Genomic DNA, 22627 nt, shown 5'->3' with positions numbered 1-22627 from the left:
ACGCAACCATGACCGGAAGCAGGCCGCGTCGTCACGGCTTCCGGCGGCTCCGGAGCGGCTTCCTGCGGCACAGTCGGGTCCTTCTGTGGAGCCGCTTGGCCGCCGAGGCCCGCTTCATACCGGTTCTGCGCGCGTCTGTCCGCTTCCGAGAGGCTGAAGGTCACCGGACGCCCGCGATTGCGCATCCGGGCCGCACGCGATCTGCAAAGGACGGTCCCATCTCCAGGGCGCGCATCTATTGTGTCGGAACACGGAAGGCTGAATTCCACCATCACCCTGTTCTGATCCCGGCCAAGTCCCGGCATCATGGCCTGGCCGTCGGGTCCACCTCCCGGGCGATGGTCTCGTCCCGCTCGACCGCGAGGCGGCGGATCCTGACGTCCCTGATCCCGCCGGTACGAGGCGCGCCATGATGCGACACGAGCACGGATCCGAGGTGACCGGAGGCGGATTGGCCCGGGCGACGCGGCGGCATCTGCTCGCCGGCGGCGTTCTGGCGACGGGCGTGGGGTCCGCTGGCGCCGCCGGGGCGGAAGGCCGCCCCGCGCCGGTCGGCGCGGTCCGCCACGGTACCGTCCGGGCCGACGGCGTGAACGTCTTCTACCGGGAGGCCGGCCGCCCCGACGCGCCCGCGTTCCTGCTGCTGCACGGCTTCGCCAATTCGTCCTTCTACTTCCGCCATCTCATGCCGAAGCTCGCCGACCGCTTCCGCCTGATCGCGCCCGATCTGCCGTCCTTCGGCTTCACCGACGTGCCGGAGGACCGCAGCTACGTCTACGACTTCGCGTCGCTGTCGCGCACGATCGAGGCCTTCGTCGATGCGCTCGGCCTCGACCGCTACATCCTCTACACCTTCGACTACGGAGCGCCGGTCGGATGGGATCTGGCCCTCGCCCATCCCGATCGGGTCGCCGGCATCGTGTCCCAGAACGGCAACGCCTATCTGGACGGGCTCGGCGAGGCGGCCTGGGCGCCGCTGCGGGCCTATTGGGCGGCGCCGAACGAAGCCGCCGTCGGGGCGATCCGCGCCCGCATGACCCTCGACGGGGTCAAGGCCGCCTACTTCCAGGGTGTCGCGGATCCATCGCGGATCGAGCCCGAGGCGTACACGCTCGACGCCGCCATCCTGGCGCGCCCCGGCAATGCGGACCGGCAGGTCGCGCTCAAGCTCGACTACAAGCGCAATCTCGAACGGTATCCGCTGGTCCAGGCCTATTTCCGCGCGCGCCGCCCGAAGCTCCTCGCCATCTGGGGCCGCAACGACCTGTTCTTCATCCCGGCGGGCGCCGAGGCGTTCCGGCGCGACATCCCGGAGGCGCGCGTCACCTTCCTCGACACCGGGCACTTCGCCCTCGAAACGGACGGGGACGCGATCGCGGAGGAGATCCGACGCCTCTTCTGAGGCGCTGCGCCGGTTCGGAATGCCGCCGTGCATCGCTCGGTTCGGCCCGTGACCGGCTCGGGCGGCGGCGCCATGCCTTAGGCGCTGTCGCGGAGTCCCGGCCTGGGCCCATCCTCACCGACGAGGGTCGCGATCAGCCGCCAGAGTTCCTGATGCTCGGGGCCGTTACGGCCCGACGCGAGGAAGGTCGCGAGACTGAAATCCGTCACATGGCCGCCGGACGCGACGTTGCCGGTATGGCGGACGAAGCTGTGCCCGGTCGTGGGATCGAACAGAAGATGCCAGTGGTCGCCGTTCGGGCTGGCATAGATCTGGCGCGCGCGTTCGGACGGGCTCACGATCATCCTCCGACCTGGGGCCCAGCGTCGTGCGCCGCGCGGATGCGCAACGCGCTAGTCGCGCCGCGCCTCGGCGCTCGCGCGCTCGACCAGGGCCCGCAACGCTGCGCTGCCTTCCACCGCGAACCAAGCGCGCAGCATGCTGGTGGTCTCGGGCGTGTCGTCCGGCCGCTCGCGGTACAGATCGGCGGCGCGGGCGAGTTCGCGCTCCACGAACATGTCGAGGTAGGCCGCCCCCTGGTCCTGGCGAGATCGGCGAGCGCGTCTTCGAGGACGCGCCGCATCATCTCGCCGACCATGGCCGAGACGTAGACCGCTTCCGCGCTTCCCTGTTCGGGCTCGTTCAAGAAACGCTCCAGCCTGCCCAGCCGCAACCCTGATCCGCGACGGGCAGGATACAATGAGCGGGCCCCAAGGCCGAAGCCCCGGGTTCTGTTGCTAGGCGTGCCCACGCCCCGGAAGATTACGCCGCGAGGCGCATCTCCATGCCGACGTTGTCGTTGGCATTTAGAGTTTTGGTCAGGTGCTCGGAACGAGGGTTGCCCGCGCCGAACCGGTCGAGTCCTTACCGAAAGCCGCATCTTACCCTGCCGAAGCAGGACAGAACTCGCGATCCCTTTACCGCCCAGTCGAACCTGTTTCACCCCCAGCAGAAGCACCCTGGCAGCGCGCCATCCGCAACGCCGGACGCGCGCCCTAACCCCCGTGCGGTATCCGGGGCAGGATGCTTCTGGTGGAGGCGCCGGGTACCGCCCCCGGGTCCTGAAGCGTTATTACGAACCGGTCATCAACCTCGCGGCCAGCGTATCCGATTGTGGCCGGCCCGTCCATCGCAGACGGGCCACGAACGCGGTCCGGAGATGCTGGCGCGCCGACAGCCGGGGCCGCGCTCGCCCCTGGAGAGACCCAGGCAGGCCCTGAGTGGATCGGGTGCCGGCCGATCCGGATCGGAGCGGCGCCTTTTATGCCGCACTGAATTTTGAATGCATCGAACGATCGTGCTGCGTTGCGGCGCGTTGGCAAGCATGGCCATTCCGAACCGCTCCGATCGTCACAACGCTGCGCTGAAGCGGCTCGCGCGCGCCCTGAACGTGCCCGCGGAGACCTTCCTGGGCGACCCGCCGGAAGGCGTCGCCGGCGAGCTGTTCGCTCTGGTGCGCCACTGGTTGGCGATCGAGGACAGCCAAGGCCGCCGACGCGTCCTCAGCGCGGCGCGCCAGGAAGCGGAGCGGTCCGGCTACAAGGAATGCGCCTGAGCCGTCCCAACCCATGTGGGCAAGGTCGCTTCTGGCCGCATGGCCACTGAGGCGGGCCTGCCATAGCTCGGCCGCATGGTCTCCGATTTCGCTCCCACCATGCTCCCCGACGCCGCCGCCCTGTGGCGCAGTGCGATCGCGGACCTGTCCCCGGACGCCTCGCCGTGCCGGCATCTCGTCCTGGCGCGCTGGGCGCCGATCCGAGAGGCGGCGATCGATTTCTGCGACCGTCTGGGCCCCGAGGCGCACGCGCTCGGCTGGACAGCGCCCGAGCTGTTCGCCGTTCACCCGGAGCACGGGACCCTGCGGGTCGATTACTGCGGCGTGCTGATGGTCACCGGCGATCGGGCGCAGGCGGTCGAGCCGGGCCGGCTCGTCTTCGCGCGCGGATCCGCCTACCGGACACGTCCCGGTCAGGTCTGGGGCGTGCCGGTCTGGGAATTCGCGGCGCGCGGTCACGCCAGCGCGTGAGGCCGGCTGCGGCCTGAAAGAGACGCTGCCCGACGCAATTGCCTGCAGGTCCGATCCGTACTTCCGCCGCGATCCAATGGCTCGATAGAGTGTCGAGACGTCGGTGATTGCAGCGATAACAGCTGCGGCCGAGATGGGGTGGATTGATGGCCCAGGGCTATTCGCGCGCTGCAGACGTTGCGCGCACCGTCAGGACCGCAATGCGCAACCTCGCTCTCGGACGCGACGATACGCTTCCGGTCGCGCCGCCGCCGCCGCGGGGCCCGTCTTATACGGTCGAAGCCGATGTCCCGGTCGATATCGGCTGCATCAAGGTTTTCCGCGCCGAGAGCTTTCCGGAATCCGGGCCCAGCCCCTGGCTCGATCAGCCCGATGCCTTGGAGATCATCGACCGGCGGGTGGCGCGACGCGAGATCAGCCCGAAGCAGGCCGAGATCTGCCGGCACTGGGAGAAGCACGGCTACTACGTCCTGCGCGGCGCCATCGATCCCGACACGATCGACGAGGCGTGGCGTGCCTACGAGGCGGCGATCGCGCGCGGCGACCTCACGCTCGCACCCGAGAAGGCTGCGGCCGATGATCCGCATCCCGGCCGGTATCTCAACCCGCACCTCAAGGTCGAGGAACTCGATTTCCTCCTGAAGCATCCGGTGCTGATGAACTTCAGCAGCATGGTGCTGGGCCGGCCGGCGATCCCGTTTCAGACGATCTCGTCGCACAAGGGCAGCCAGCAATCCGAGCACTCCGATTCAATCCATATGACGACCTATCCGCTGGGCTATCTGGCCGCCTGCTGGGTCGCGATGGAGGACATTCACGCTGAGGCCGGGCCGCTGGTCTACTACCCCGGCACACACCGTCTGCCGTACCTGTTCAGCCACGACGTCGGCATCTCGACGGACGATTTCCGCGAGCGCGGCTACGGGGCCTACGTCGAGCGCTATGAGCCTGCCATCAAGCACGAGATCGCGGAGCATGGCGCGAAGCCGGAATACTTCACGGCGCGCAAAGGTGACGTGCTGTTCTGGCACGCCAACCTGCTGCACGGGGGCTCGGCCCGCGCCGACATACAGCGGTCCCGCAAGGCCCTGGTGCACCACTATTTCGCCGAAGGCTGCGTCTGTTACCACGACCTGTCGGCCTCGACGTCGGCCGTGCATGGGCCGGTCGAGAATCTGCCGACCTGCGGTGCGTCGAGCCCCAACATCCCGGTCAGGGACAAGATCGCATCCTCGATCGCGTCCGGGATCAGGTGATCCGGCCACGAAGGCCTGAGCGTCGAACCGGGCATGGGCGCGAGACAGGCAAAGGCCCCGGGACGTCTCCGCCCGGGGCCTCAAGTCAGGTCGGATCGCGCCGCTGCGGCCTACGGGCAGTGATGCCGACGGCCATCGTTGCCCAGGTAGGTTCCCGTGCGCTGATCGTATGACCGGAAGCGCTGGACGCAGTAGCTGACGGAGTTGTCCGGCGTCGTGGCCTCGGATTCGGTCGTGCCCAGGTCGGCGCCGTATCCGACCGGCGCGTAGCCGGCGCCGTAGCCGGCCGGTCCGAAGTCGGCTCCGTAATAGCCATCGTCGAAGGCCCCGTAGCCGTAGCCCAGACCGGCACCGGCAAGACCTAAGCCGACGCCGAGCCCCAGGCCGCCGTAGCCGAAGCCTCCGCCACGGCGGAAGCCGCGTCCGGCAAACCCGCGATTGCCGACAAAGCCGGCCCCGCGCAGGCCCGAACGGCCGGCGATCCCTCGGCCGGCCAAGCCGCCCCGGAATCCTCCGCCCGCGAGCGCATTGCCTCGGAAGCCGCCGCCGACGGCGCCGCCGCGAAAGCCGCCGGCACCCAGGCCAGCGCCGCGGAAGCCACCGCCGAAGCCGCCACCGTGGAATCCACCACCGCGGAATCCGCCCCCTCCGAAGCCTCGCGCATCGGCCGAAGCCGGGATCAGCGCCAGCGCGCCAACGATCGTTGCAGCCGTCAAGACGATACGGTTCATCGTGTTCCGCCGATATGTGTGAGGAGTATCTGACGGGACAACACGGCGGCGACCGGGTTGGTCCCGCCGCAATCGGTCCGTGTCGCCGCAGGCCGTGCAGGCCCGAGATTCTGGAGCCGTCGATGGGTCTCCGCAGGGCCGGCCTGGATCGAGGACGAACGACTCGGCGCCGGCGTCCTCGAGAGCCGTCCCCGACCACGTCGAGATGGCCGACGGCAGGACACGGGCCGTTGCGTCGGGTTGGGCTTTTCTACCCTCGACCTCATCCTGAGCTGCCGAAGCGCAGCGGAGGCCTCGAAGGAGCCCTCCAGATGCCGCGGCGATCCCTGGAGCCCTCCTTTGAGACCCGCTGACGCGGCACCTCAGGATGAGGGTGGGGATGGGACATGAGCTGGTCACCGCCTTGCCAGCGCCCCCGCGCCCAGGCGTATCGCAACACGGACGGTCGCGGCTCTCGGCCGGCTACCGGTGCGGTCTCCATCGCGTCTGCCGTGACACGGTGCGGCGCGGAGCGGGTGGCACGCCGAGGCGCTGGCTCGCACCGCCGCGGCGACCGCGCCCCGCCGCACCCCGCGCTGGCACGACGCAGGAACACCCTCGGTCAGCGCGCGATGACGGTTCATCGGAACAGGAGGTCTCATGTCCGTTCGCGCTTTCGCCGCCGTCTTTGGCGTCGTGTTCCTGCTGGCTGGAATATCCGGCTTCATCCCCGGCCTGTCGCCCGAGCACGCGCATCCCGGCATGGTCGTGACGTCCGAGTCCCGGCTCGCGCTCGGGCTGTTTCCGGTCAATGTGCTGCACAACCTCGTGCACCTGGCGTTCGGCGTCTGGGGCCTCCTGGCGGCGCGGACCGTCATCGGCTCGATCCACTATGGACGGGGCGTGGCGCTCATCTACGGGCTTCTGACCGTGCTGGGCCTGATCCCGGCCACCAGCACCACGTTCGGCCTTGTGCCGATCTACGGCAATGACGTGTGGCTGCACGCCGGACTTGCTGTCGTCGCGGCGTATTTCGGATTCATCCACAAACGGCCCGCCGGAGGCTACTCGCAGGCTTGAGGGGAGAGGCTGCGCCGAGGGGCGCGGCCGGGCGGCCGCATCGACACGGCTCGAACAGCGCCGTTCGTCCCGGCGATGGAGTCCGCTGACGCGTCGGAGCAGCGGAACGGTATTCAAGGCTTGCGGTTTTCCTGATCCAGAGTGCCTTACAGGAGTCGCGTCATGCCGAATGGTGCTCAGGATCAGGGATCCCGCGCCGCCGATCCCGATGCCGGCGCGGCTCAGAGCCTGGCGGAGACGCTGCGCCAGCAGACCCAGGGCTATGCCGACAAGCGCAAGGCCGACGCGGCTCGGCTGGTCTCGGATGTCGGTGACGCGATCCGCGACACCGGCAGCAACTTCGACGGGCTGCCGCAGCTGAAGGAATTCTTCGGGCAGGCCGCGCTCGGCGTTGACGAATTGGCCGACAGCATCGCGCCGCTCGTTCAGTGAGATGTACGACGAGGTGCACGCCGCCATCCGGCGCCGTCCCGCCTTGGCGACCGCGGCGGCCGTCCTGGCCGGGTTCGCGCTGTACCGCACGTTGAATGCTTCGAAGATCCGCCCGATCCCGCGCTCGCATGCCGTGATTCCGGTCGATGTCTTCCCGACACCGGACCTTTAGGAGGACGTCATGGCTGAGCCGGGCTTGCGCAGCATCCCAACCCTGGTCGGCGATGCGGTCCGCGAATTGCGGGACCTCGTCGGCAGCGAGATCACGCTGTTCCGCACCGAGCTTGCGCAGGGCGTCCATCGCATCAGCTTCGGGCTCAGCCTGCTGCTCGTGGCGGCGGTGTTCGCCATCGCGGGCCTGTTCACGCTGCTCCTCGCCCTGGTGAAGGGCATTGCCGTCCTCGTGCAGTCGGACGCGCTGGCCGCGTTGATCGTGGGCGGCGTCTTCCTCCTGCTGGCGATCGGCCTCGGCCTGTTCGGACGCAGCAAGACGTCGCTGTCCACACTGGAGCCGACCCGGACGGGGCGGCAGGTCAAGCAGGACGCGCAGGTTCTGACGGAACGGATGGACACATGAGCGACGCGCCGGACAAGCTGGAACGAGACGTCGAGGCGAGCCGCGGGCGCCTGGACCGGACGCTGGCCGATCTGCAGGCCCGGTTCAACCAGCCGGGGATTCCGCGCGACTTGGCCGATCTGCGCCGCTCGGGGCAGGCCGCGAGCGAGACCGTGGAGCGGATCGCCCAAGATGTCCGGCTCAATCCCGTGCCGGCGCTACTGATCGCGGCCGGCTTCGGATTGCTCGTCTACGAGGCCTTCCGGACCGCCGCGGAGCGACGGCGCCTGACCCTCGTCCCGTCCGCGACGGCGATGCCGGACCGCCGCCTGCCGGAGAACCATCCGGACCCGATGCACGCGCGGCTCGACGATGCGCTGGAGGAGAGCTTTCCCGGCAGCGATCCTGTCTCGGTGCGGATCACCAAGTAAGGCCCTTCGCGCTTCGACGCTTCGAGCCGGGCCGCGGCCCTCAGTGCTGGCGGCGCGTCACCGGCCCGCACCAGCCGGGCAGGTAGTCGGCATCCTTCGACTTGGCGAGGCCCATCGCTTTCTCCAGGGCGGCGTCGAAGTCGTTCTCGATGCGCTTCTCCTTGATGTTCCGCCGCAGGAAGTCGGCCCAGAGGAACTCGCTGAACGGCGTCGTGTCCTTGGCGAAGCCGCCGGCCCGGCGCAGCTCGCCGGCGAGGCTGCGGTAGGGGTCGTCCACCAGCGCATCGATCGACTTCGGGATGTCCTTGAAGTGCTGACGCACGCCCTCGGCATCGTAGGGATGCACCCAGGACTTGTGATCGCACACCGTCCAGAAGGCGTCCTTGTCGAGGTAGTGCAGGTCCGCCACTACGGTGACCAGCACGCTCTCGACGCCCTCTTCGTGCAGGGCCCGGGACAGGTGGTGGTGGTCGATGATGTAGTGGTGCTTCTTCGGCCCGAGCAGCGTCGGGATCATGTGAGCGCCGAGAAATTCCTTCTTCTTCTCGCCGTCGTAGTCCCGCCAGCGCCGCCGCTTCTCCGCCACCTCCCGGTAGCCCACCGTCATCTGCGTCGGGCGCAGCTCGGCGATGGGGACGGGCTTGAGCAGCGGTTCGCGATTGGCCATGGACGATCCTTCCTGCGTGGTTTTGTCACGCGATCGTCGCAACATATTCAGGATGACGGGAGCGGACAGGGCGCAGGGCGCTCACGTTTCCGGGATCGCCCGCACGGCCTCCAGCACGAACACCCGGATCGCCGAGGACAGGTTCTGCGCGCCGCGCCCGGCGTCGATCGCGCCGATGAGCGCCTGGACCGACTGGCCGCGCGCTTCCGCGACCTCGCGCAGCGCCGCCCAGAACGGATCCTCCAGGGAGACGCTGGTGCGGTGGCCTGCGATCATCACGGAGCGCTTGGTGACGCCGGCGCTCATGCGGGATCGGCTGCGCGCCCCATCCCCGCTTCGCTCCGCTCGCAAGGACGCCGGCCGGGGAGCGACAGGATCATTTTGCGGTATCGGGCTCGGAGGCGGCCCGCTCCAGGCGGTGGCCCTCGTGCCGCTCGGTCTCCAGGACCTTGCGGCGCTGCTGGAGCGTCTTGGCCTTCTTCGGCTGTCCGAAGGCGATCCGGTTGGCCTCGGCTTTCGTGTCGGCCTCGGCGCGGGCCTTCGCCTTGCGGACCTGACGCAGGTTGATGATCTCGGCCATGGATCGCCTCCCGGCAATGGCGGCCGGCGCAGGACATCCGCGCCGGCCAGGTCGCAAACTTAATCGGCGCTGGGGGCCAGCATGGTCTCCGGCCGGACCACGCGCTCGAACTCCTCCTCGGTGACGTAGCCGAGGCGCAGGGCCTCCTCCTTGAGGGTCGTGCCGTTCTTGTGCGCGGTCTTGGCGATCTCGGCGGCCTTGTCGTAGCCGATCGAGGGGGCGAGCGCGGTGACCAGCATGAGCGAGCGGCTCATCAGGTCGGCGATCTTGTCCTCGTTGGCCTTGATGCCGACGACGCAATTGTCGGTGAAGCTCACGGCCGCGTCGGCGAGCAGGCGGATCGACTGCAACACCGCGTTGGCGATCACCGGCTTGAACACGTTGAGCTCGAAATTGCCCTGGGAGCCGGCGAAGCTCACCGTGGTGCCGTTGCCGATCACCTGGGCGCAGACCATCGTCAGGGCCTCGCACTGGGTCGGGTTGACCTTGCCGGGCATGATCGACGAGCCGGGCTCGTTCTCGGGCAGCGACAGCTCGCCGAGGCCGGAGCGCGGGCCCGAGGCGAGGAAGCGGATGTCCTGGGCGATCTTGAACAGGCCGGCGGCCAGCGCCGACAGGGCACCCTGCGTGAACACCAGGGCGTCGTGGGTGGCGAGCGCCTCGAACTTGTTCTCCGCCGAGGTGAAGGGCAGGCCGGTCAGCTCGGCGACCTTGGCGGCGAAGCGCTCGGCGAATTCCGGATGGGCGTTGAGGCCGGTGCCGACCGCGGTTCCGCCCTGGGCGAGGGCCAGGACACCCGGCAGGGTCGCGGCGACCCGCGAGCCGCCGAGCGCGACCTGCGCGACGTAGCCGGAGAATTCCTGGCCGAGCGAGACCGGCGTCGCGTCCTGCAGGTGGGTGCGGCCGATCTTGACGATCGACTCGAATTCCTTGGCCTTGGCGTCGAGCGCCGCGTGCAGGTGGCTGAGCGCCGGCAACAGGCGGCCCTGGATCTCGCGGGCCACCGCGATGTGCATGGCGGTGGGGAAGGTGTCGTTGGAGGACTGGCCGCGGTTGCAATGGTCGTTCGGGTGGACCGGCGACTTGCCGCCGCGGTGGCCGCCGAGCCGCTCATTGGCGAGGCTGGCGATCACCTCGTTGGCGTTCATGTTCGACTGGGTGCCCGAGCCGGTCTGGTAGATGACGAGCGGGAACTCGTCGTCGTGGCGGCCCTCCACCACCTCGGCGGCCGAGGCCGCGATGGCGTCGGCGAGCTTCGGGTCGAGGGCGCCGAGATCCTTGTTCACCAGGGCGGCGGCCTGCTTCACCACCCCGAGGGCGTGCACCAGCGGCGCCGGCATCCGGTCGGTGCCGATCTTGAAGTTCTGGATCGAGCGCTGCGTCTGCGCGCCCCAGTAGCGATGCGCCGGAACCTCGATCGGCCCGAAGGTGTCGGACTCGGTGCGGGTGGCTGTCTCGGTGGGCGACATCGTGGCCTCTACGTCTGGTGCAGTGCGGTGCCTACTTAAATGAGGCGCGGGGGAATCGCGATGCCGGTTTTCCCGGCGCGCCGACAAGGGCGGGGCTCTGTTCCCGCCGGACAAGGAGCCGATGAGCGCCACGATCGATCTGCCCGAGCCCGCCACGCGGTTTCGCCCGACCGTGCCGCCCCCGCTGAAGGAGCCGCTCGGCCTGTTCGAGTTCCTGCGGGCGGCCCGGAAGAATCCGATCACCACCTGGATGGACGCGCATTTCAAGCTGCCGGTCGTGGCGGCCGAGAGCGCGATGGGCCGGATCACCCTGGTGAGCGACCCGGCGCTGATCCGCTACCTGCTGATCGAGAACGCCGACGGTTACCGCAAGGACGACCTGCAGCGGCGGGTCCTGGCCCCGGGGCTCGGCAACGGCCTGCTCAGCGCCGAGGGCGACGAGTGGCGGCTCCAGCGTCGGACGCTGGCGCCGATCTTCAACGCCCGCACGGTCCAGGGCTTCTCTGACGCGATGAACGCCGCCGGGGCGCGGCTCGGCCGCCGCCTCGTCCGGCGCGACGGCAAGCCGGTCGACGTCGCCCTGGAGATGACCCGCGTCACCCTCGACGTGCTGGAGCGGACGATCTTCACGCAGGGGCTGCCGAGCGATCCCGACGCGCTGGGCCGCGCCATCACGCGCTTCCTGGAGGCGGTGGGGCCGATCGATCCCCTCGACGTGTTCGGCGTGCCCGATTTCGTGCCGCGGATCGGCCGCCTGCGGGCGCGCCCGGCGGGCCGCTTCTTCGCCGAGGTGGTCGACGCGCTCATCGCCCGGCGCAAGGCGCTGATGGGGCAGGGCGAGGCGCCCCGGGACCTGCTGACGCTGCTGCTCGCCGCGCAGGATCCCGAGACCGGCAACGGGCTCTCGGACCTCGCCGTGAAGGCCAACATCGTCACCTTCATCGCCGCCGGCCACGAGACCACGGCCAATTCCCTGACCTGGGCGCTCTACTGCCTGTCGCAGGATCCCGCCGCTCAGGCGCGGGTCGAGGCCGAAGTCGACGCGGCCGGGCCGGGGGATTTCGCCGTCGAGCGCCTGCCCTTCACCCGGGCGGTGATCGAGGAGGCGATGCGGCTGTTCCCGCCGGTGCCGTTCCTCAGCCGGCAGGCGATCCGGGACGACCGGCTCGGCCGGATCAAGGTGCCGCGGGGCTCGCTGGTGATGGTGGCACCCTGGGTGCTCCACCGCCACCACCTGCTGTGGGAGGACCCGGAGGCTTTCGTGCCGGAGCGTTTCCTGCCCGGGAATCGGGACGCGATCCCGCGCTTCGCCTACCTGCCGTTCGGGGCGGGGCCGCGGGTCTGCATCGGCCAGAGCTTCTCGATCCAGGAGGCGGTGATCCTGCTGGCGCACGTGGTCCGGGCGGTGCGCTTCCGGCTGCCGGAGGATCACCCGCCGATCACGCCGCTCCACCGGGTAACGCTCCGGCCGGAGCACGGCTTACGCATGGAGGCCGAGCGGCGGGCCTAATCGCCCTGCCGCGCTTCGAGCTTGCGCGTGTTGCGGTCGTAGATCCGTGCGGCGACGAACAAGCCTCCGAGGCCCGGCGCCGACACGGCGACCGCGACGACCGGGATCTGGAGAGCATAGGTCTGTGGCATGTCGCTCTTCCTCCGCCCGCAGGAACAAATGAAGCGCGATCTGACCGATCAGATGTAGGAGGAGGGCTGCCAGCAGGAAAGCCCATCCGCCGCTCGTCAGGACAGCCGTCGGGTGCTGAACCAGCAGCGTTATGAAGGCCGTTCCGAGTGTCAGGATCGCCGTGGCGTTGAAGACCGTCGCGGTAAGCTTCACGCCTTCGTTGAAGCGCTTGGCGCGATGCGTCCACTCGCTCGCCGACAGCATCGGCTGCTCGACCGTGTCGTCCACCGCATGAACCCCCGGCCGTCGAGTCGGCCGGGGAAGTTCAGCTCTTCTTGCGGAAGGCGTCCAGGCTCACGACCTCGGCGCTGCCCTCCTCGCCCTCCTTCTTGGCGGCGGGGCGGGGCGCCTTGTCGTCGGACGTGCCGGCGGCCTTCTCGCCCTGGGCGGCGGGCGCGGGAAGTCCCTTCGGCGCGCTCGCGCCGATCGTGGCGAGGCCGGCGCTCTTGGGCCGCACCTCGCTGGGCTCCGAACCGGCCCCGCGCGGGCCGGGCTTGGCCGGGGCGGTGTTCGCCTCCTCGGGGGTCTCGCCGGCCTCGCTGAGGTCGAACTTCAGGCCGAACTGCACGGAGGGGTCGAAGAAGCCCGACAGGGCGTCGAACGGCACCAGCAGGCGCTCCGGCACGCCCGAGAAGGACAGGCCGACCTCGAAGGCGTGCTCGGTGACGTTGAGGTCCCAGAACTGGTGCTGCAGGACGATCGTCATGTCCTGCGGGTACTTCTCGCGGAGGGCCTGCGACATCCGCACGCCGGGCGCTTCCGTCCGGAACGAGACGTAGAAATGGTGCTCGCCCATCAGCCCCTCGCGGGCCGCGTCGGTCAGCACCTTGCGCACGACGCCGCGCAGGGCGTCCTGTACCAGGAGATCGTAGCGGATCAGGTCGTCTGCCATCTGCGGTCGCGCTCTAGCCCGGTCTGCCCGGCGCCCCGCCGCGGATGGCCGGACCGAGGAATGAGTGGAGGCTTCTGTTGCCAGGTGCCTCCGAACCCCGCCTATGCGGTGCTACCCGCTAGGTCTTTAGGTCGGTATTGGGGACCGCTTACGCGGCCACCGCCACCGGAGCAAAGTTGTCGTTGGCAACTATTGCAAAGGCCCGATAACGGCGGAACCATGCCGAGCGAAAGTCCAACCTTTACGCCCTCGCCGATCCTATTTCGCCCCCGCCGGAACCCAGGCTCGCGGTCACGCGCCTTGCGGCAGCATGTCCTGGGTTCGGGTGGAGGCGCCGGGTACCGCCCCCGGGTCCGATAGGTTTATTGCGAAGAACGTTTATCGCCATAGCCGGCCTCGCGACCGGCTCCCAAGATATAGAGGGGATCGGTCCGGTTTTGAAGCCCGATCGTGTCGCGCCGCTGTCTCATTTGGAGCCTCCGGACGAGGCTGTTGCCGGAAGTGCGCAGTCGCGCGCCTCTGGCCCCGACCACCGCGGGCCGCTCGACCGGGCCTGGGCGGCGACTGGCGTCTCGGCGCCCTGGTCGCCCTCGTGATCCTCTATCTCGGCGCGGCGAGCCTGCTGTCGCTGGCCGCCGTGCGCGTCGGCTTCGACCTGTGGAACGGGATCGACCCGTTCCTGCCCCCGGAGCGGCGCCCGTTTCTCGGCGCGGTGGAACTCGCCCACCGGGCCTTCGCGATCGACGCCCTGCGCCAAGTCTTCCTCGCGGCCCTGGTGCTCGGCGGCGCGTGGTGGCGCGACCGGTCCGGCTGGCGGCGTCGCCTCGCCCTGGACCGCGAGCGCCCGAACGGGATGCGGCCGGTCGCGCTGCTGGGCCTGCTCCTGGTCTGGCCGGTGCTGCACATCGCCTGGGTCACCGGCACGGCGGAGCTGTTCGGCGCGAGCTTCGGCCAGCACGTGCGGCTGTCGCCGTTCATGAGCCAGGCCGCCGTCGCGGCCTGGCTCGTCTATCTTGCGATTCTGGCCCCCGTGGCCGAGGAGCTGCTGCTGCGCGGCGAGGCCTTCGCCCGTGCCGGCGCGGCGGTGGGGCCTGTTGGGGCGATCCTGGTCACCGCGATCATCTTCGCCGCCGCCCACATCTCGTCCTGGGGGCTCGCCCGGCCGGTCTCGCTGCTGCCGCTCGCCCTGGCGCTGGGCTGGCTGCGCTGGCGCACCGGCCGGCTGTGGCCGGGCATCGCCCTGCACGGCTGGTCGAACCTCGCCCTGGTGACCTATCTGCTCTGGCCGGGCTGATCACCATGATGCGGGACGGCGGTGGACATATGCCGGCGGCCAACTTGCCGGGCGGCGCGCCGACGCGCAGGAATGGGCCATGGACGCTTATCACGACCTGCTCCGGCGCATCCTCGACGCGGGCGTCGCCAAGGACGACCGGACCGGCACCGGCACGCTCTCGGTGTTCGGCCACCAGATGCGCTTCGACCTGTCGGCGGGCTTCCCGCTGGTCACCACAAAGCGGCTGCACCTGCGCTCGATCATCCACGAGCTGCTCTGGTTCCTGACGGGCGACACCAACGTGTCCGCGCTCCAGGCGAACGGCGTGACGATCTGGGACGAGTGGGCCGACGCGAATGGCGATCTCGGCCCGGTCTACGGCCGGCAGTGGCGCTCCTGGGAGAAGCCCGGAGGCGGCACGGTCGACCAGATCGCCTGGGTGCTCGACGAGATCCGGCGCAACCCCGACTCCCGCCGCCTGATCGTCTCAGCCTGGAACCCGGCCGATCTCGACCGGATGGCGCTCGCCCCCTGCCACTGCCTGTTCCAGTTCTATGTCAGCGAGGGGCGGCTCTCCTGCCAGCTCTACCAGCGCTCGGCGGACGCCTTCCTGGGCGTTCCGTTCAACATCGCGAGCTACGCGCTCCTGACCCACATGATCGCCCAGGTGACCGGCCTCGGTGTCGGCGACTTCGTCCACACCTTCGGTGACGCCCATCTCTACCGGAACCACCTGGAGCAGACCCGGACCCTGCTGGCCCGCGCCCCGCGGCCGCTGCCGCAGCTGCGGCTCAACCCGGAGGTCCGCGACCTCTTCGCCTTCCGGTACGAGGACATTGCCATCGACGGCTACGAGCCGCATCCCGCCATCGCGGCCCCGGTGGCGGTATGAGCACGACCATTGCCCTGGTCGCTGCCGTCGCCCGCAACGGCGTCATCGGCCGCGACAACGGCTTGGCCTGGCACCTGTCCAGCGACCTCAACCGCTTCAAGGCCCTGACCATGGGCAAGCCGATGCTGATGGGCCGGCGCACCTGGGATTCGATCGGCCGGCCGCTCCCCGGCCGCCGCACGCTTGTCCTGACCCGGGACCGCGGCTTCCGCGCCGAGGGCGCCGAAGTTGTCCACGACTGGGAGGCCGCGCTGGCCGCCGCCGCCGGCACCGAGTTGATGGTGGTGGGCGGGGCCGAGATCTACGCACTCGCCCTCGCGCAGGCCGACCGGCTGCACCTGACCGAGGTGGCGGCCGAGCCGGACGGCGACGTGCGATTCCCGGCCTTCGACCGGGCGCAGTTCCGGGAAACGTTCCGCGAGGCGCATCCCGCCGGACCGCGCGACGAGCACGCCTTCGCGTTCGTCGATTGGGAGCGCATCCGCTGAGGCGCGCCGCCGCATTTGCCTTCCGCGCTCCGCGTGCCCACCTGCCAGCCTTGACAGCATGGGGCGCACGCCCGCAGGTGCCTGTGAGGTGCGCATGCCCATGCGGGCGTCCGCATCCTGCGGGAAGATGCGTGCGGTCAGGCGCTTAGGCCGGCCTCAGGGACCGGGCCGCATCGCGGCCGATCGTTGGGGCCGGGACTAGGCGGGCGAGCGTGGCCGTTCACGCAGGGGGCGTCGGCCGGGGTTCCGGTCGGGCGCGGACAGGCAGGAGACGACGGCTAGGATGCCTTGGAGCAATCAGAGCGGCGGCGGGGGCCCGTGGGGCCGGCCCGGCGGCAACGGCGGCGGACCCTGGGGCAACGGCGGCAAGACACCGCCGAACCTTGAGGACCTGCTCCGGCGCGGGCAGGACCGGCTGCGCGGCCTGATCCCGGGCGGTGGCGGCACCGGCGGCTACGGTGGCGGCGGCGGTTCCGCGGGCATCGGCGGCGGCCGCAGCGCGGCCGTGATCGCGGCTCTCGCCGTGGCAATCTGGCTCGCGACCGGCTTCTACACCGTCTACCCCCGTCAGGTCGGCATCGAGACGATCTTCGGCCGCTACGTCGGCACCAAGGGCGAGGGCCTGCGCTACAACTTCCCCTATCCGATCGGCGGCGTTGTCAAGCCGGATGTCGGCTCGCAGAACTCGATCCAGATCGGCTTCCGTTCCGGCCCCGGCGGCCAGGGCCGCAACCGCGACGTGCCCGACGAGAGCCTGATCCTCACCGGCGACGAGAACATCGCCGATCTCGACTTCGAGGTGCAGTGGCGGATCAATCCGCTGAAGGCTTCCGACTTCGTGTTCAACCTCCAGAACCCGGAGGGCACCATCAAGGCGATCTCCGAGAGCGCGATGCGTGAGGTGATCGGCCGCCGCAACATCCAGGCGATCCTCACCAACGAGCAGTCGAGCATCGCCCAGGAGGTGAAGGAGATGGTCCAGAAGGCGCTGGACGAATACGGTGCCGGCGTGCGCATCGAGGTGGTGCAGCTCGTCTCGGTCAACCCGCCGCCGGAGGTGCGCCCCGCCTTCATCGACGTGAACGCGGCCCAGCAGGACGCCGACACGGCGCAGAACGAGGCCAAGACCTACGCCAGCCGCGAAGTGCCGCAGGCCCGGGGTCGTGCGTCGCAGATCGTCCAGCAGGCCGAGGCCTACCGGACCAAGGCGACCGCCGACGCCACCGGACAGGCGGCGCGCTTCAGCGAGGTCTACGCCTCCTACAAGGCTGCCCCGGCGATCAGCCGCGAGCGGATCTTCCTGGAGACGATGGAGAAGGTTCTGGGCTCCGTGAACAAGGTGATCATCGATCAGAACGGGACGCAGCCGGCACGGCCTCGGCCGCCGGCGTGCTGCCGGTGCTGCCGCTCGCCGAGTTCGGCGGCCGGGTCCAGAGCCAGACGGGAGCCGCCCGATGAAGCAGGCGCTCCGCACCGGCCTGATCGCCATCGCGGCGATCGTCGCGATCGGGCTCTACGCCTCGATCTTCACCGTCGGCCAGATGCAGCAGGCGCTGGTCCTGCAGTTCGGCCGCGTCCGCGCCGTCCTCAACGCCACCGGCGAGGACAAGCCCGGCCTCTACTTCAAGGTGCCGTTCGTCGAGAACGTCGTGATCTTCGACAAGCGCGTGCTCGACCTCGACCTGCCGGTGCAGACGGTGCTCACCGCCGACCGGCAGAACCTGGAGGTGGACGCCTTCGCCCGCTACCGGATCCTCGATCCGCTGCGCTTCTACCAGGCGGTGGGCAATATCGGGCTGGCCAACCAGCGGCTCGCGAGCTTCACCAATTCGGGCCTGCGCAACGTGCTGGCCCGCTCGACCCGCGACGCCATCGTGAAGACCGATCGCGGGCAGCTGATGCACCAGATCCAGGAGGACGTGAACCGGCAGGCCAAGGCGCTCGGCATCGAGATCGCCGACCTGCGCATGACCCGTGTCGACCTGCCGGCGCAGAACTCGGCCGCGGTCTACAAGCGGATGAAGACCGAGCGCGAGCGCGAGGCCGCCGACATCCGCGCCAACGGCGACCAGATCGCCGCCACGATCCGCGCCAAGGCCGACCGCGAGGTCACGGTGATCCTCGCCGAGGCGACTCAGAAATCCGAGCAGCTGCGCGGACAAGGCGACGCGGACAAGAACCGCATCCTCGCGGACGCGTTCGGTCAGGATGCGGACTTCTTCAGCTTCTACCGGTCGATGCAGGCCTACGAAGCTGGGCTGAAGGGCTCCGACACCCGGCTGGTGATCAGCCCGAGTTCGGACTTCTTCCGCTACTTCAGCGATCCGCAGGGTCGGGCGGCCGCCGCGGCGGCGCGTCCCGCGCGCGGACCCGCCGATCCGAGCGCCACCACCGGCTCCACCGCCGGGGCAGGGCGCTGACCGGGTACGTGTCGGCGCACTAGTGCGCCGACATCCCTTGCGACAACATTGGCGGGCGTCCGACATCCGGTCGGCTGCCCGCAGAGCCGGAAACGCGTTCTTGAAGAGGTCGATCATGTACCCCGTCGCGAGCGCCCCCGAGGCGTCCTTCGGCCGCGCGAAGGCGCAACCCCGCTCACGCGCCCGCGCGCTGATGGCGTCGATCTTGGTCGGCGCGTCGGTGGCGACGGCAGCCCTTCCGGTCCCGGCCTTCGCCAAGGGCCCGGCCTCGCTCGCCGACCTCGCCGAGCAGGTCACCGACGCGGTGGTGAACATTTCGGCCTCCACCACGGTCGAGGCGCGCAGCGGCCGCGCCGGGCCGCAGGTGCCTCCGGGTACGCCCTTCGAGGACCTGTTCGAGGAATTCTTCAACCGCCGGGGCGGTCGCGGCGGCGGTGGCGAGCGGGGCGACAACGACACGCCCCGCCAGCAGCGCAAGTCGAACTCCCTCGGCTCCGGCTTCATCATCGATGCCGCCGGCCTCGTGGTGACCAACAACCACGTCATCGGCGACGCCAACGACATCCAGGTCATCCTGCACGACGGCACGAAGCTGAAGGCCGAGATCGTCGGAAAGGATTCGAAGATCGACCTCGCCGTGCTGCGGGTGAAGCCCACGGCCGACCGGCCCCTCAAGGCGGTGCCGTTCGGCGATTCCGACAAGATGCGGCCCGGCGACTGGGTCATCGCCATCGGCAACCCGTTCGGGCTCGGCGGCTCGGTCTCGGCCGGCATCGTCTCGGCCCGGGGGCGGAACATCGAGTCCGGACCCTACGACAACTACATCCAGACCGACGCGGCCATCAACAAGGGCAATTCGGGCGGTCCGCTGTTCAACATGGACGGCGAGGTCATCGGCATCAACACGGCGATCCTGTCGCCCACCGGCGGCTCGGTGGGCATCGGCTTCGCGGTTCCGTCGGGCACGGCCAAGCCCGTGATCGACCAGCTGCGCGACTTCGGCGAGGTCCGCCGCGGCTGGCTCGGCGTGCGCATCCAGAACGTCGATGACGCCACCGCCGAAGCCCTCAACCTGAAGGGCGGGGCGCGCGGGGCCCTGGTGGCCGGCGTCGGCGAGAAGGGTCCGGCCAAGACGGCCGGCATCGAGCTCGGCGACGTGATCGTGAAGTTCAACGGGACGCCCGTGAAGGCGTCCGGCGACCTGCCGCGCATCGTCGCCTCGACCCCGGTCGGCCAGAAGGTCGACGTGGTCGTGATGCGCAAGGGCGAGGAGGTGACGAAGGCCGTCACCCTCGGCCGCCTGGAGGACGGCGACAAGCCGCAGCTCGCCAACCTGCGCCAGCCGGAGCCCGAGAGCGCGACCCGTCAGGCGCTCGGCCTCAACCTGTCCGGCATCACCGACGAGCTGCGCAAGAAGTACTCCATCAAGGACACGGTGAAGGGCGTGGTCGTCACTCGTGTCGATCCGAACTCGACGGCCTCCGACAAGCGGATCCAGCCCGGCGAGGTGATCGTCGAGGTCGGCCAGGAGGCGGTGAGCACCCCCGCCGACGTGACCAAGCGGGTCGATGCCCTGAAGAAGGAGGGCCGCAAGTCGGTCCTGCTGCTCGTGGCGAGCGCCACCGGCGACGTGCGCTTCGTCGCCATCGGGCTGGACTGAGCGACGTCAGGGACGACCTCCGAGGGGCTGTCGAGGCCGCGCGAAGCGGCTCATCGGGCCCGATGTTCGGAACGCGCCCGCCACACGGGATCGGATGTCTGATCGGCGCGGGCTTTAAAGGCCCGCGCCGATCATGCGTTCTGGCATCCGCAGCCGCGCCGATCCGCCGTCGGGTCGCATCCGCGCCGCCGCGATCACGCGGTCAGCGCGCGTGCCGGGGCGGTGCTCCCGAACCCATCGCCGAGCTGGCCGCGGAGCCGATCGCCAGCGTCCCTGTCTGGCGGCTCGCCAGGATGTGGCGGTGAGCCAGTCGCTCCATCCGAAACGGAAAACGCCCGGCCGTTTCCGGCCGGGCGTTCCGCAGCGTGGCTGATTAGTCTGGCCTTAAGCGGTCAGGACCGTGTTCGGCTCGACCTTCACGCCCGGGCCCATCGCCGAGGTGACGGCGATGCGCTGGACGTAGGTGCCCTTGGCGCCCGCGGGCTTGGCCTTGGCGACCGCGTCCGCGAAGGCCTTGATGTTCTCGGCGAGCTTGTCGGCGTCGAACGAGACCTTGCCGACGCCAGCATGGACGATGCCGGCCTTCTCGACGCGGAACTCCACCGAGCCGCCCTTGGCGCCGGCGACGGCGCCCTTCACGTCCATGGTGACGGTGCCGACCTTCGGGTTCGGCATCAGGCCGCGCGGGCCCAGCACCTTACCGAGACGGCCGACCAGCGGCATCATGTCGGGGGTCGCGATGCAGCGATCGAAGTCGATCTTGCCGCTCTGCACGATCTCCAGCAGATCCTCGGCGCCGACGATGTCGGCACCGGCGGCCTTGGCGTCGTCCGCCTTGGCGCCGCGGGCGAAGACCGCCACGCGCACCGTCCGGCCGGAGCCGTTCGGCAGGTTGCAGACGCCGCGGACCATCTGGTCGGCGTGGCGGGGATCGACGCCGAGATTCATCGAGACTTCGACGGTCTCGTCGAACTTCGCGGTCGCCCGCTCCTTCACCAGCTTGATCGCCTCGTCGAGGGGATAGAGCTTGGTGACCTCGATGCCCTCGCGGGCGGCGCGGATGCGCTTGCCTTCCTTAGCCATGATGTCCTCCCTCAGGCCGTGACTTCGAGGCCCATGGCCCGGGCGGAGCCGCGGATCATGGCAACGGCCGACTCGACCGAGTCGCAGTTGAGGTCGGGCATCTTCTTCTCGGCGATCTCGCGCAGCTGCGCCTCGGAGATCTTGCCGACCGTCGGGCCCTTGCCGGGGGTCTTGGAGCCGGAGGCGGGCTTCTTGCCGAGCTTCAGGCCGGCGGCCTTCTTCAGGAAGAAGGTGACCGGCGGCTGCTTCATCTCGAAGGTGAAGGAGCGGTCCTGATACGCGGTAATGATCACCGGGATCGGGGTGCCCTTCTCCATCTGCGCGGTCTTCGCGTTGAAGGCCTTGCAGAATTCCATGATGTTGAGGCCGCGCTGACCGAGCGCGGGACCGATCGGCGGCGACGGGTTCGCCGCGCCGGCCGGGACCTGAAGCTTCACGTAGCCCGTGATCTTCTTCGCCATGGGACTGCTCCCAATGAGAATCCGCCCCCACGCGGCCTGAAGCGCGGCGGGTCGGACGGTTGCAGGTCGCGGTGCGAGCCGTGGATCCCGGAGGCGAGGCCGGGCGGATCTCCCGCGGATGATGCCCCAGCCTCAGGAGGATGGGGCAAGTTCGCGGCCGCCGCTCAGCGTCGGCCGGAAGGACGTAGCGGCCTAAGGGCCGCCGAAATCAGGAGGCTCAGGCCTTCTCGACCTGGGCGTATTCCAGCTCCACCGGGGTCGCCCGGCCGAAGATCGACACGGCCACCTTGAGGCGGGAGCGGGCGTCGTCGATCTCCTCGACGGTGCCGTTGAAGCTGGCGAACGGGCCGTCGGCGACCCGGACGGTCTCGCCGATCTCGAAGGAGATCGAGGGCTTCGGCCGGTCGACGCCCTCGGCGACCTGGCCCTTGATCCGCTCGGCCTCGGCATCGGGGATCGGAACCGGCTTCGACTTGTCGGCACCGAGGAAGCCTGTGACCTTCGGGGTGTTCTTGATGAGGTGGTAGACCTCGTCGGTCAGGTCGCACTTCACCAGGACGTAGCCGGGGAAGAACTTGCGCTCGGCGTCGACCTTCCGGCCGCGGCGAACCTCCACGACCTTCTCGGTCGGGACCATCACCTCGTCGAACAGCTCGGTCAGCCCGCGCTGGGCCGCCTGGTCCTTGATGGACTGGGCAACCTTGTTCTCGAAGTTCGAGTAGGCGTGGACGATGTACCAGCGCTTCGACACGGTTCCGTTCAACTCCGACAAGTCCGCGGGGTCTCCCCCGACCGGCGGCGAGCCGCCCTCAGACGCCTCCGACTCAGACGCCCAGGATCAGGCCGACCAGGAAGCGCAGGGCCTGATCCACGACCGTGAAGAACAGGCTGGCGGCCACGACCATCACGAAGACCATGATCGTCGTGATCGTGGTCTCCCGGCGGCTCGGCCACGTGACCTTGCGCGCCTCGTCGCGGACCTGCGCGAAGAACTCGCCCGGCGTGGCGCGCTTCTGCGGCGCGCGCGCCGGCGTCGCCGGCCGGGCCGGCGGCGGGTTCGCGGGGCCGCGGGCTGCGCCGCGCACCAGGTCCACCTTCTTGGTCGCTTCGTTCGATGCCATGGCGC

General features: G+C 69.6%; 28 protein-coding genes, 2 other RNA genes and 1 pseudogene. 16 read left to right on the top strand and 15 right to left on the bottom strand.

Features of this window, described 5'->3' with window-relative positions; all coding sequences use genetic code 11:
• The first annotated feature begins 409 nt into the window (after window positions 1-409).
• On the top strand, window positions 410-1402 hold the full coding sequence (locus M6G65_RS23460) for an alpha/beta fold hydrolase (protein WP_238196967.1): 993 nt from the start codon (window positions 410-412) through the stop codon (window positions 1400-1402).
• Between the two features lie 77 nt (window positions 1403-1479).
• Here the strand turns inward: M6G65_RS23460 and M6G65_RS23455 are convergent, their stop codons facing one another.
• From M6G65_RS23455 to ssrA (M6G65_RS34075), 3 genes are all read right to left on the bottom strand, one after another.
• Window positions 1480-1740: a hypothetical protein gene (locus tag M6G65_RS23455; RefSeq protein ID WP_238196968.1), complete on the bottom strand. Its 261-nt coding sequence runs from the start codon at window positions 1738-1740 to the stop codon at window positions 1480-1482.
• Window positions 1741-1794: 54 nt separating this feature from the next.
• The gene (locus M6G65_RS23450; RefSeq protein ID WP_250102948.1) at window positions 1795-1959 is read right to left on the bottom strand and encodes a hypothetical protein; all 165 of its coding nucleotides are present in this window, start codon (window positions 1957-1959) and stop codon (window positions 1795-1797) included.
• A 391-nt stretch (window positions 1960-2350) separates the two neighbouring features.
• Window positions 2351-2523, bottom strand: a transfer-messenger RNA (tmRNA) gene (ssrA, locus tag M6G65_RS34075).
• Between the two features lie 215 nt (window positions 2524-2738).
• On the opposite strand from ssrA (M6G65_RS34075), the gene M6G65_RS23440 reads away from it, so the two are divergent.
• The 3 genes from M6G65_RS23440 to M6G65_RS23430 all read left to right on the top strand — a co-directional run bounded on the left by M6G65_RS23440 (window position 2739) and on the right by M6G65_RS23430 (window position 4723).
• Complete coding sequence (locus M6G65_RS23440; protein ID WP_250102947.1) at window positions 2739-2996, top strand: hypothetical protein; 258 nt, start codon at window positions 2739-2741, stop codon at window positions 2994-2996.
• A gap of 99 nt (window positions 2997-3095) precedes the next feature.
• A complete protein-coding gene (locus M6G65_RS23435; RefSeq protein ID WP_238196971.1) occupies window positions 3096-3467 on the top strand; it encodes a hypothetical protein in 372 nt (123 codons plus the stop codon).
• Window positions 3468-3667: 200 nt separating this feature from the next.
• The gene (locus tag M6G65_RS23430; protein WP_238196972.1) at window positions 3668-4723 is read left to right on the top strand and encodes a phytanoyl-CoA dioxygenase family protein; all 1056 of its coding nucleotides are present in this window, start codon (window positions 3668-3670) and stop codon (window positions 4721-4723) included.
• Window positions 4724-4833: 110 nt separating this feature from the next.
• Here the strand turns inward: M6G65_RS23430 and M6G65_RS23425 are convergent, their stop codons facing one another.
• Window positions 4834-5454 (bottom strand): BA14K family protein, encoded by a 621-nt coding sequence (locus M6G65_RS23425; protein WP_238196973.1) that lies wholly within the window; start codon window positions 5452-5454, stop codon window positions 4834-4836.
• A gap of 639 nt (window positions 5455-6093) precedes the next feature.
• On the opposite strand from M6G65_RS23425, the gene M6G65_RS23420 reads away from it, so the two are divergent.
• From M6G65_RS23420 to M6G65_RS23400, 5 genes are all read left to right on the top strand, one after another.
• The gene (locus tag M6G65_RS23420) at window positions 6094-6513 is read left to right on the top strand and encodes a DUF4383 domain-containing protein (RefSeq protein WP_238196974.1); all 420 of its coding nucleotides are present in this window, start codon (window positions 6094-6096) and stop codon (window positions 6511-6513) included.
• A 162-nt stretch (window positions 6514-6675) separates the two neighbouring features.
• Window positions 6676-6945: a hypothetical protein gene (locus M6G65_RS23415; RefSeq protein ID WP_250102946.1), complete on the top strand. Its 270-nt coding sequence runs from the start codon at window positions 6676-6678 to the stop codon at window positions 6943-6945.
• 1 nt (window position 6946) lies between these two features.
• A complete protein-coding gene (locus M6G65_RS23410) occupies window positions 6947-7117 on the top strand; it encodes a hypothetical protein (RefSeq protein ID WP_250102945.1) in 171 nt (56 codons plus the stop codon).
• A gap of 9 nt (window positions 7118-7126) precedes the next feature.
• Window positions 7127-7522, top strand: coding sequence for a phage holin family protein (locus M6G65_RS23405; protein ID WP_192711254.1), 396 nt, complete (start codon window positions 7127-7129; stop codon window positions 7520-7522).
• Window positions 7519-7932: a hypothetical protein gene (locus M6G65_RS23400; protein WP_238196997.1), complete on the top strand. Its 414-nt coding sequence runs from the start codon at window positions 7519-7521 to the stop codon at window positions 7930-7932. The genes M6G65_RS23405 and M6G65_RS23400 overlap by 4 nt, the downstream gene beginning before the upstream one ends.
• Before the next feature lie 40 nt (window positions 7933-7972).
• Here M6G65_RS23400 and M6G65_RS23395 read toward each other — a convergent pair whose 3' ends face one another.
• From M6G65_RS23395 to fumC, 4 genes are all read right to left on the bottom strand, one after another.
• Window positions 7973-8599 (bottom strand): ParB-like protein, encoded by a 627-nt coding sequence (locus M6G65_RS23395; RefSeq protein ID WP_238196976.1) that lies wholly within the window; start codon window positions 8597-8599, stop codon window positions 7973-7975.
• Window positions 8600-8680: 81 nt separating this feature from the next.
• The gene (locus tag M6G65_RS23390; protein ID WP_238196977.1) at window positions 8681-8905 is read right to left on the bottom strand and encodes a ribbon-helix-helix domain-containing protein; all 225 of its coding nucleotides are present in this window, start codon (window positions 8903-8905) and stop codon (window positions 8681-8683) included.
• A gap of 70 nt (window positions 8906-8975) precedes the next feature.
• Window positions 8976-9179 carry a DUF4169 family protein gene (locus tag M6G65_RS23385; RefSeq protein WP_238196978.1) on the bottom strand — a complete coding sequence of 68 codons (204 nt, stop codon included), beginning with the start codon at window positions 9177-9179 and terminating at the stop codon, window positions 8976-8978.
• 59 nt (window positions 9180-9238) lie between these two features.
• Window positions 9239-10648 (bottom strand): class II fumarate hydratase, encoded by a 1410-nt coding sequence (gene fumC / locus M6G65_RS23380; RefSeq protein ID WP_238196979.1) that lies wholly within the window; start codon window positions 10646-10648, stop codon window positions 9239-9241.
• 121 nt (window positions 10649-10769) lie between these two features.
• On the opposite strand from fumC, the gene M6G65_RS23375 reads away from it, so the two are divergent.
• Complete coding sequence (locus tag M6G65_RS23375; protein ID WP_238196980.1) at window positions 10770-12158, top strand: cytochrome P450; 1389 nt, start codon at window positions 10770-10772, stop codon at window positions 12156-12158.
• Here the strand turns inward: M6G65_RS23375 and M6G65_RS33560 are convergent.
• From M6G65_RS33560 to ssrA (M6G65_RS23365), 3 genes are all read right to left on the bottom strand, one after another.
• On the bottom strand, window positions 12155-12289 hold the full coding sequence (locus M6G65_RS33560; protein WP_283214867.1) for a hypothetical protein: 135 nt from the start codon (window positions 12287-12289) through the stop codon (window positions 12155-12157). The genes M6G65_RS23375 and M6G65_RS33560 overlap by 4 nt on opposite strands.
• Window positions 12290-12594: 305 nt before the next feature.
• Complete coding sequence (locus tag M6G65_RS23370) at window positions 12595-13221, bottom strand: SspB family protein (protein WP_192711261.1); 627 nt, start codon at window positions 13219-13221, stop codon at window positions 12595-12597.
• A 63-nt stretch (window positions 13222-13284) separates the two neighbouring features.
• Window positions 13285-13667: a transfer-messenger RNA gene (gene ssrA, locus M6G65_RS23365) on the bottom strand.
• Window positions 13668-13813: 146 nt separating this feature from the next.
• Here ssrA (M6G65_RS23365) and M6G65_RS23360 point away from each other — a divergent pair.
• From M6G65_RS23360 to M6G65_RS23335, 6 genes and pseudogenes are all read left to right on the top strand, one after another.
• The gene (locus M6G65_RS23360) at window positions 13814-14515 is read left to right on the top strand and encodes a CPBP family intramembrane glutamic endopeptidase (protein WP_250102944.1); all 702 of its coding nucleotides are present in this window, start codon (window positions 13814-13816) and stop codon (window positions 14513-14515) included.
• A gap of 79 nt (window positions 14516-14594) precedes the next feature.
• Window positions 14595-15389 (top strand): thymidylate synthase, encoded by a 795-nt coding sequence (locus M6G65_RS23355; protein WP_238196982.1) that lies wholly within the window; start codon window positions 14595-14597, stop codon window positions 15387-15389.
• On the top strand, window positions 15386-15877 hold the full coding sequence (locus M6G65_RS23350; protein ID WP_238196983.1) for a dihydrofolate reductase: 492 nt from the start codon (window positions 15386-15388) through the stop codon (window positions 15875-15877). Before M6G65_RS23355 ends, M6G65_RS23350 begins: the two co-directional genes overlap by 4 nt.
• 283 nt (window positions 15878-16160) lie before the next feature.
• Window positions 16161-17335: pseudogene (gene hflK / locus M6G65_RS23345) on the top strand (FtsH protease activity modulator HflK).
• Window positions 17332-18297: a protease modulator HflC gene (hflC, locus tag M6G65_RS23340; RefSeq protein ID WP_250102943.1), complete on the top strand. Its 966-nt coding sequence runs from the start codon at window positions 17332-17334 to the stop codon at window positions 18295-18297. Before hflK ends, hflC begins: the two are co-directional and overlap by 4 nt.
• A gap of 115 nt (window positions 18298-18412) precedes the next feature.
• Complete coding sequence (locus M6G65_RS23335) at window positions 18413-19957, top strand: DegQ family serine endoprotease (protein ID WP_250102942.1); 1545 nt, start codon at window positions 18413-18415, stop codon at window positions 19955-19957.
• Between the two features lie 384 nt (window positions 19958-20341).
• Here the strand turns inward: M6G65_RS23335 and rplA are convergent, their stop codons facing one another.
• The 4 genes from rplA to secE all read right to left on the bottom strand — a co-directional run bounded on the left by rplA (window position 20342) and on the right by secE (window position 22622).
• Window positions 20342-21040, bottom strand: a complete 699-nt coding sequence (rplA, locus tag M6G65_RS23330; protein WP_250102941.1) for a 50S ribosomal protein L1 — start codon at window positions 21038-21040, stop codon at window positions 20342-20344.
• Between the two features lie 11 nt (window positions 21041-21051).
• Complete coding sequence (gene rplK, locus M6G65_RS23325) at window positions 21052-21501, bottom strand: 50S ribosomal protein L11 (RefSeq protein ID WP_238196987.1); 450 nt, start codon at window positions 21499-21501, stop codon at window positions 21052-21054.
• Window positions 21502-21718: 217 nt separating this feature from the next.
• Window positions 21719-22252, bottom strand: coding sequence for a transcription termination/antitermination protein NusG (gene nusG, locus M6G65_RS23320; RefSeq protein WP_012320778.1), 534 nt, complete (start codon window positions 22250-22252; stop codon window positions 21719-21721).
• A gap of 73 nt (window positions 22253-22325) precedes the next feature.
• Window positions 22326-22622 carry a preprotein translocase subunit SecE gene (secE, locus tag M6G65_RS23315; RefSeq protein ID WP_056526345.1) on the bottom strand — a complete coding sequence of 99 codons (297 nt, stop codon included), beginning with the start codon at window positions 22620-22622 and terminating at the stop codon, window positions 22326-22328.
• Window positions 22623-22627 lie beyond the last annotated feature (5 nt).

It is taken from the genome of Methylobacterium tardum (assembly GCF_023546765.1).
GTDB lineage: Bacteria > Pseudomonadota > Alphaproteobacteria > Rhizobiales > Beijerinckiaceae > Methylobacterium > Methylobacterium tardum.
This window is presented reverse-complemented; position numbering and strand designations above follow the sequence as displayed.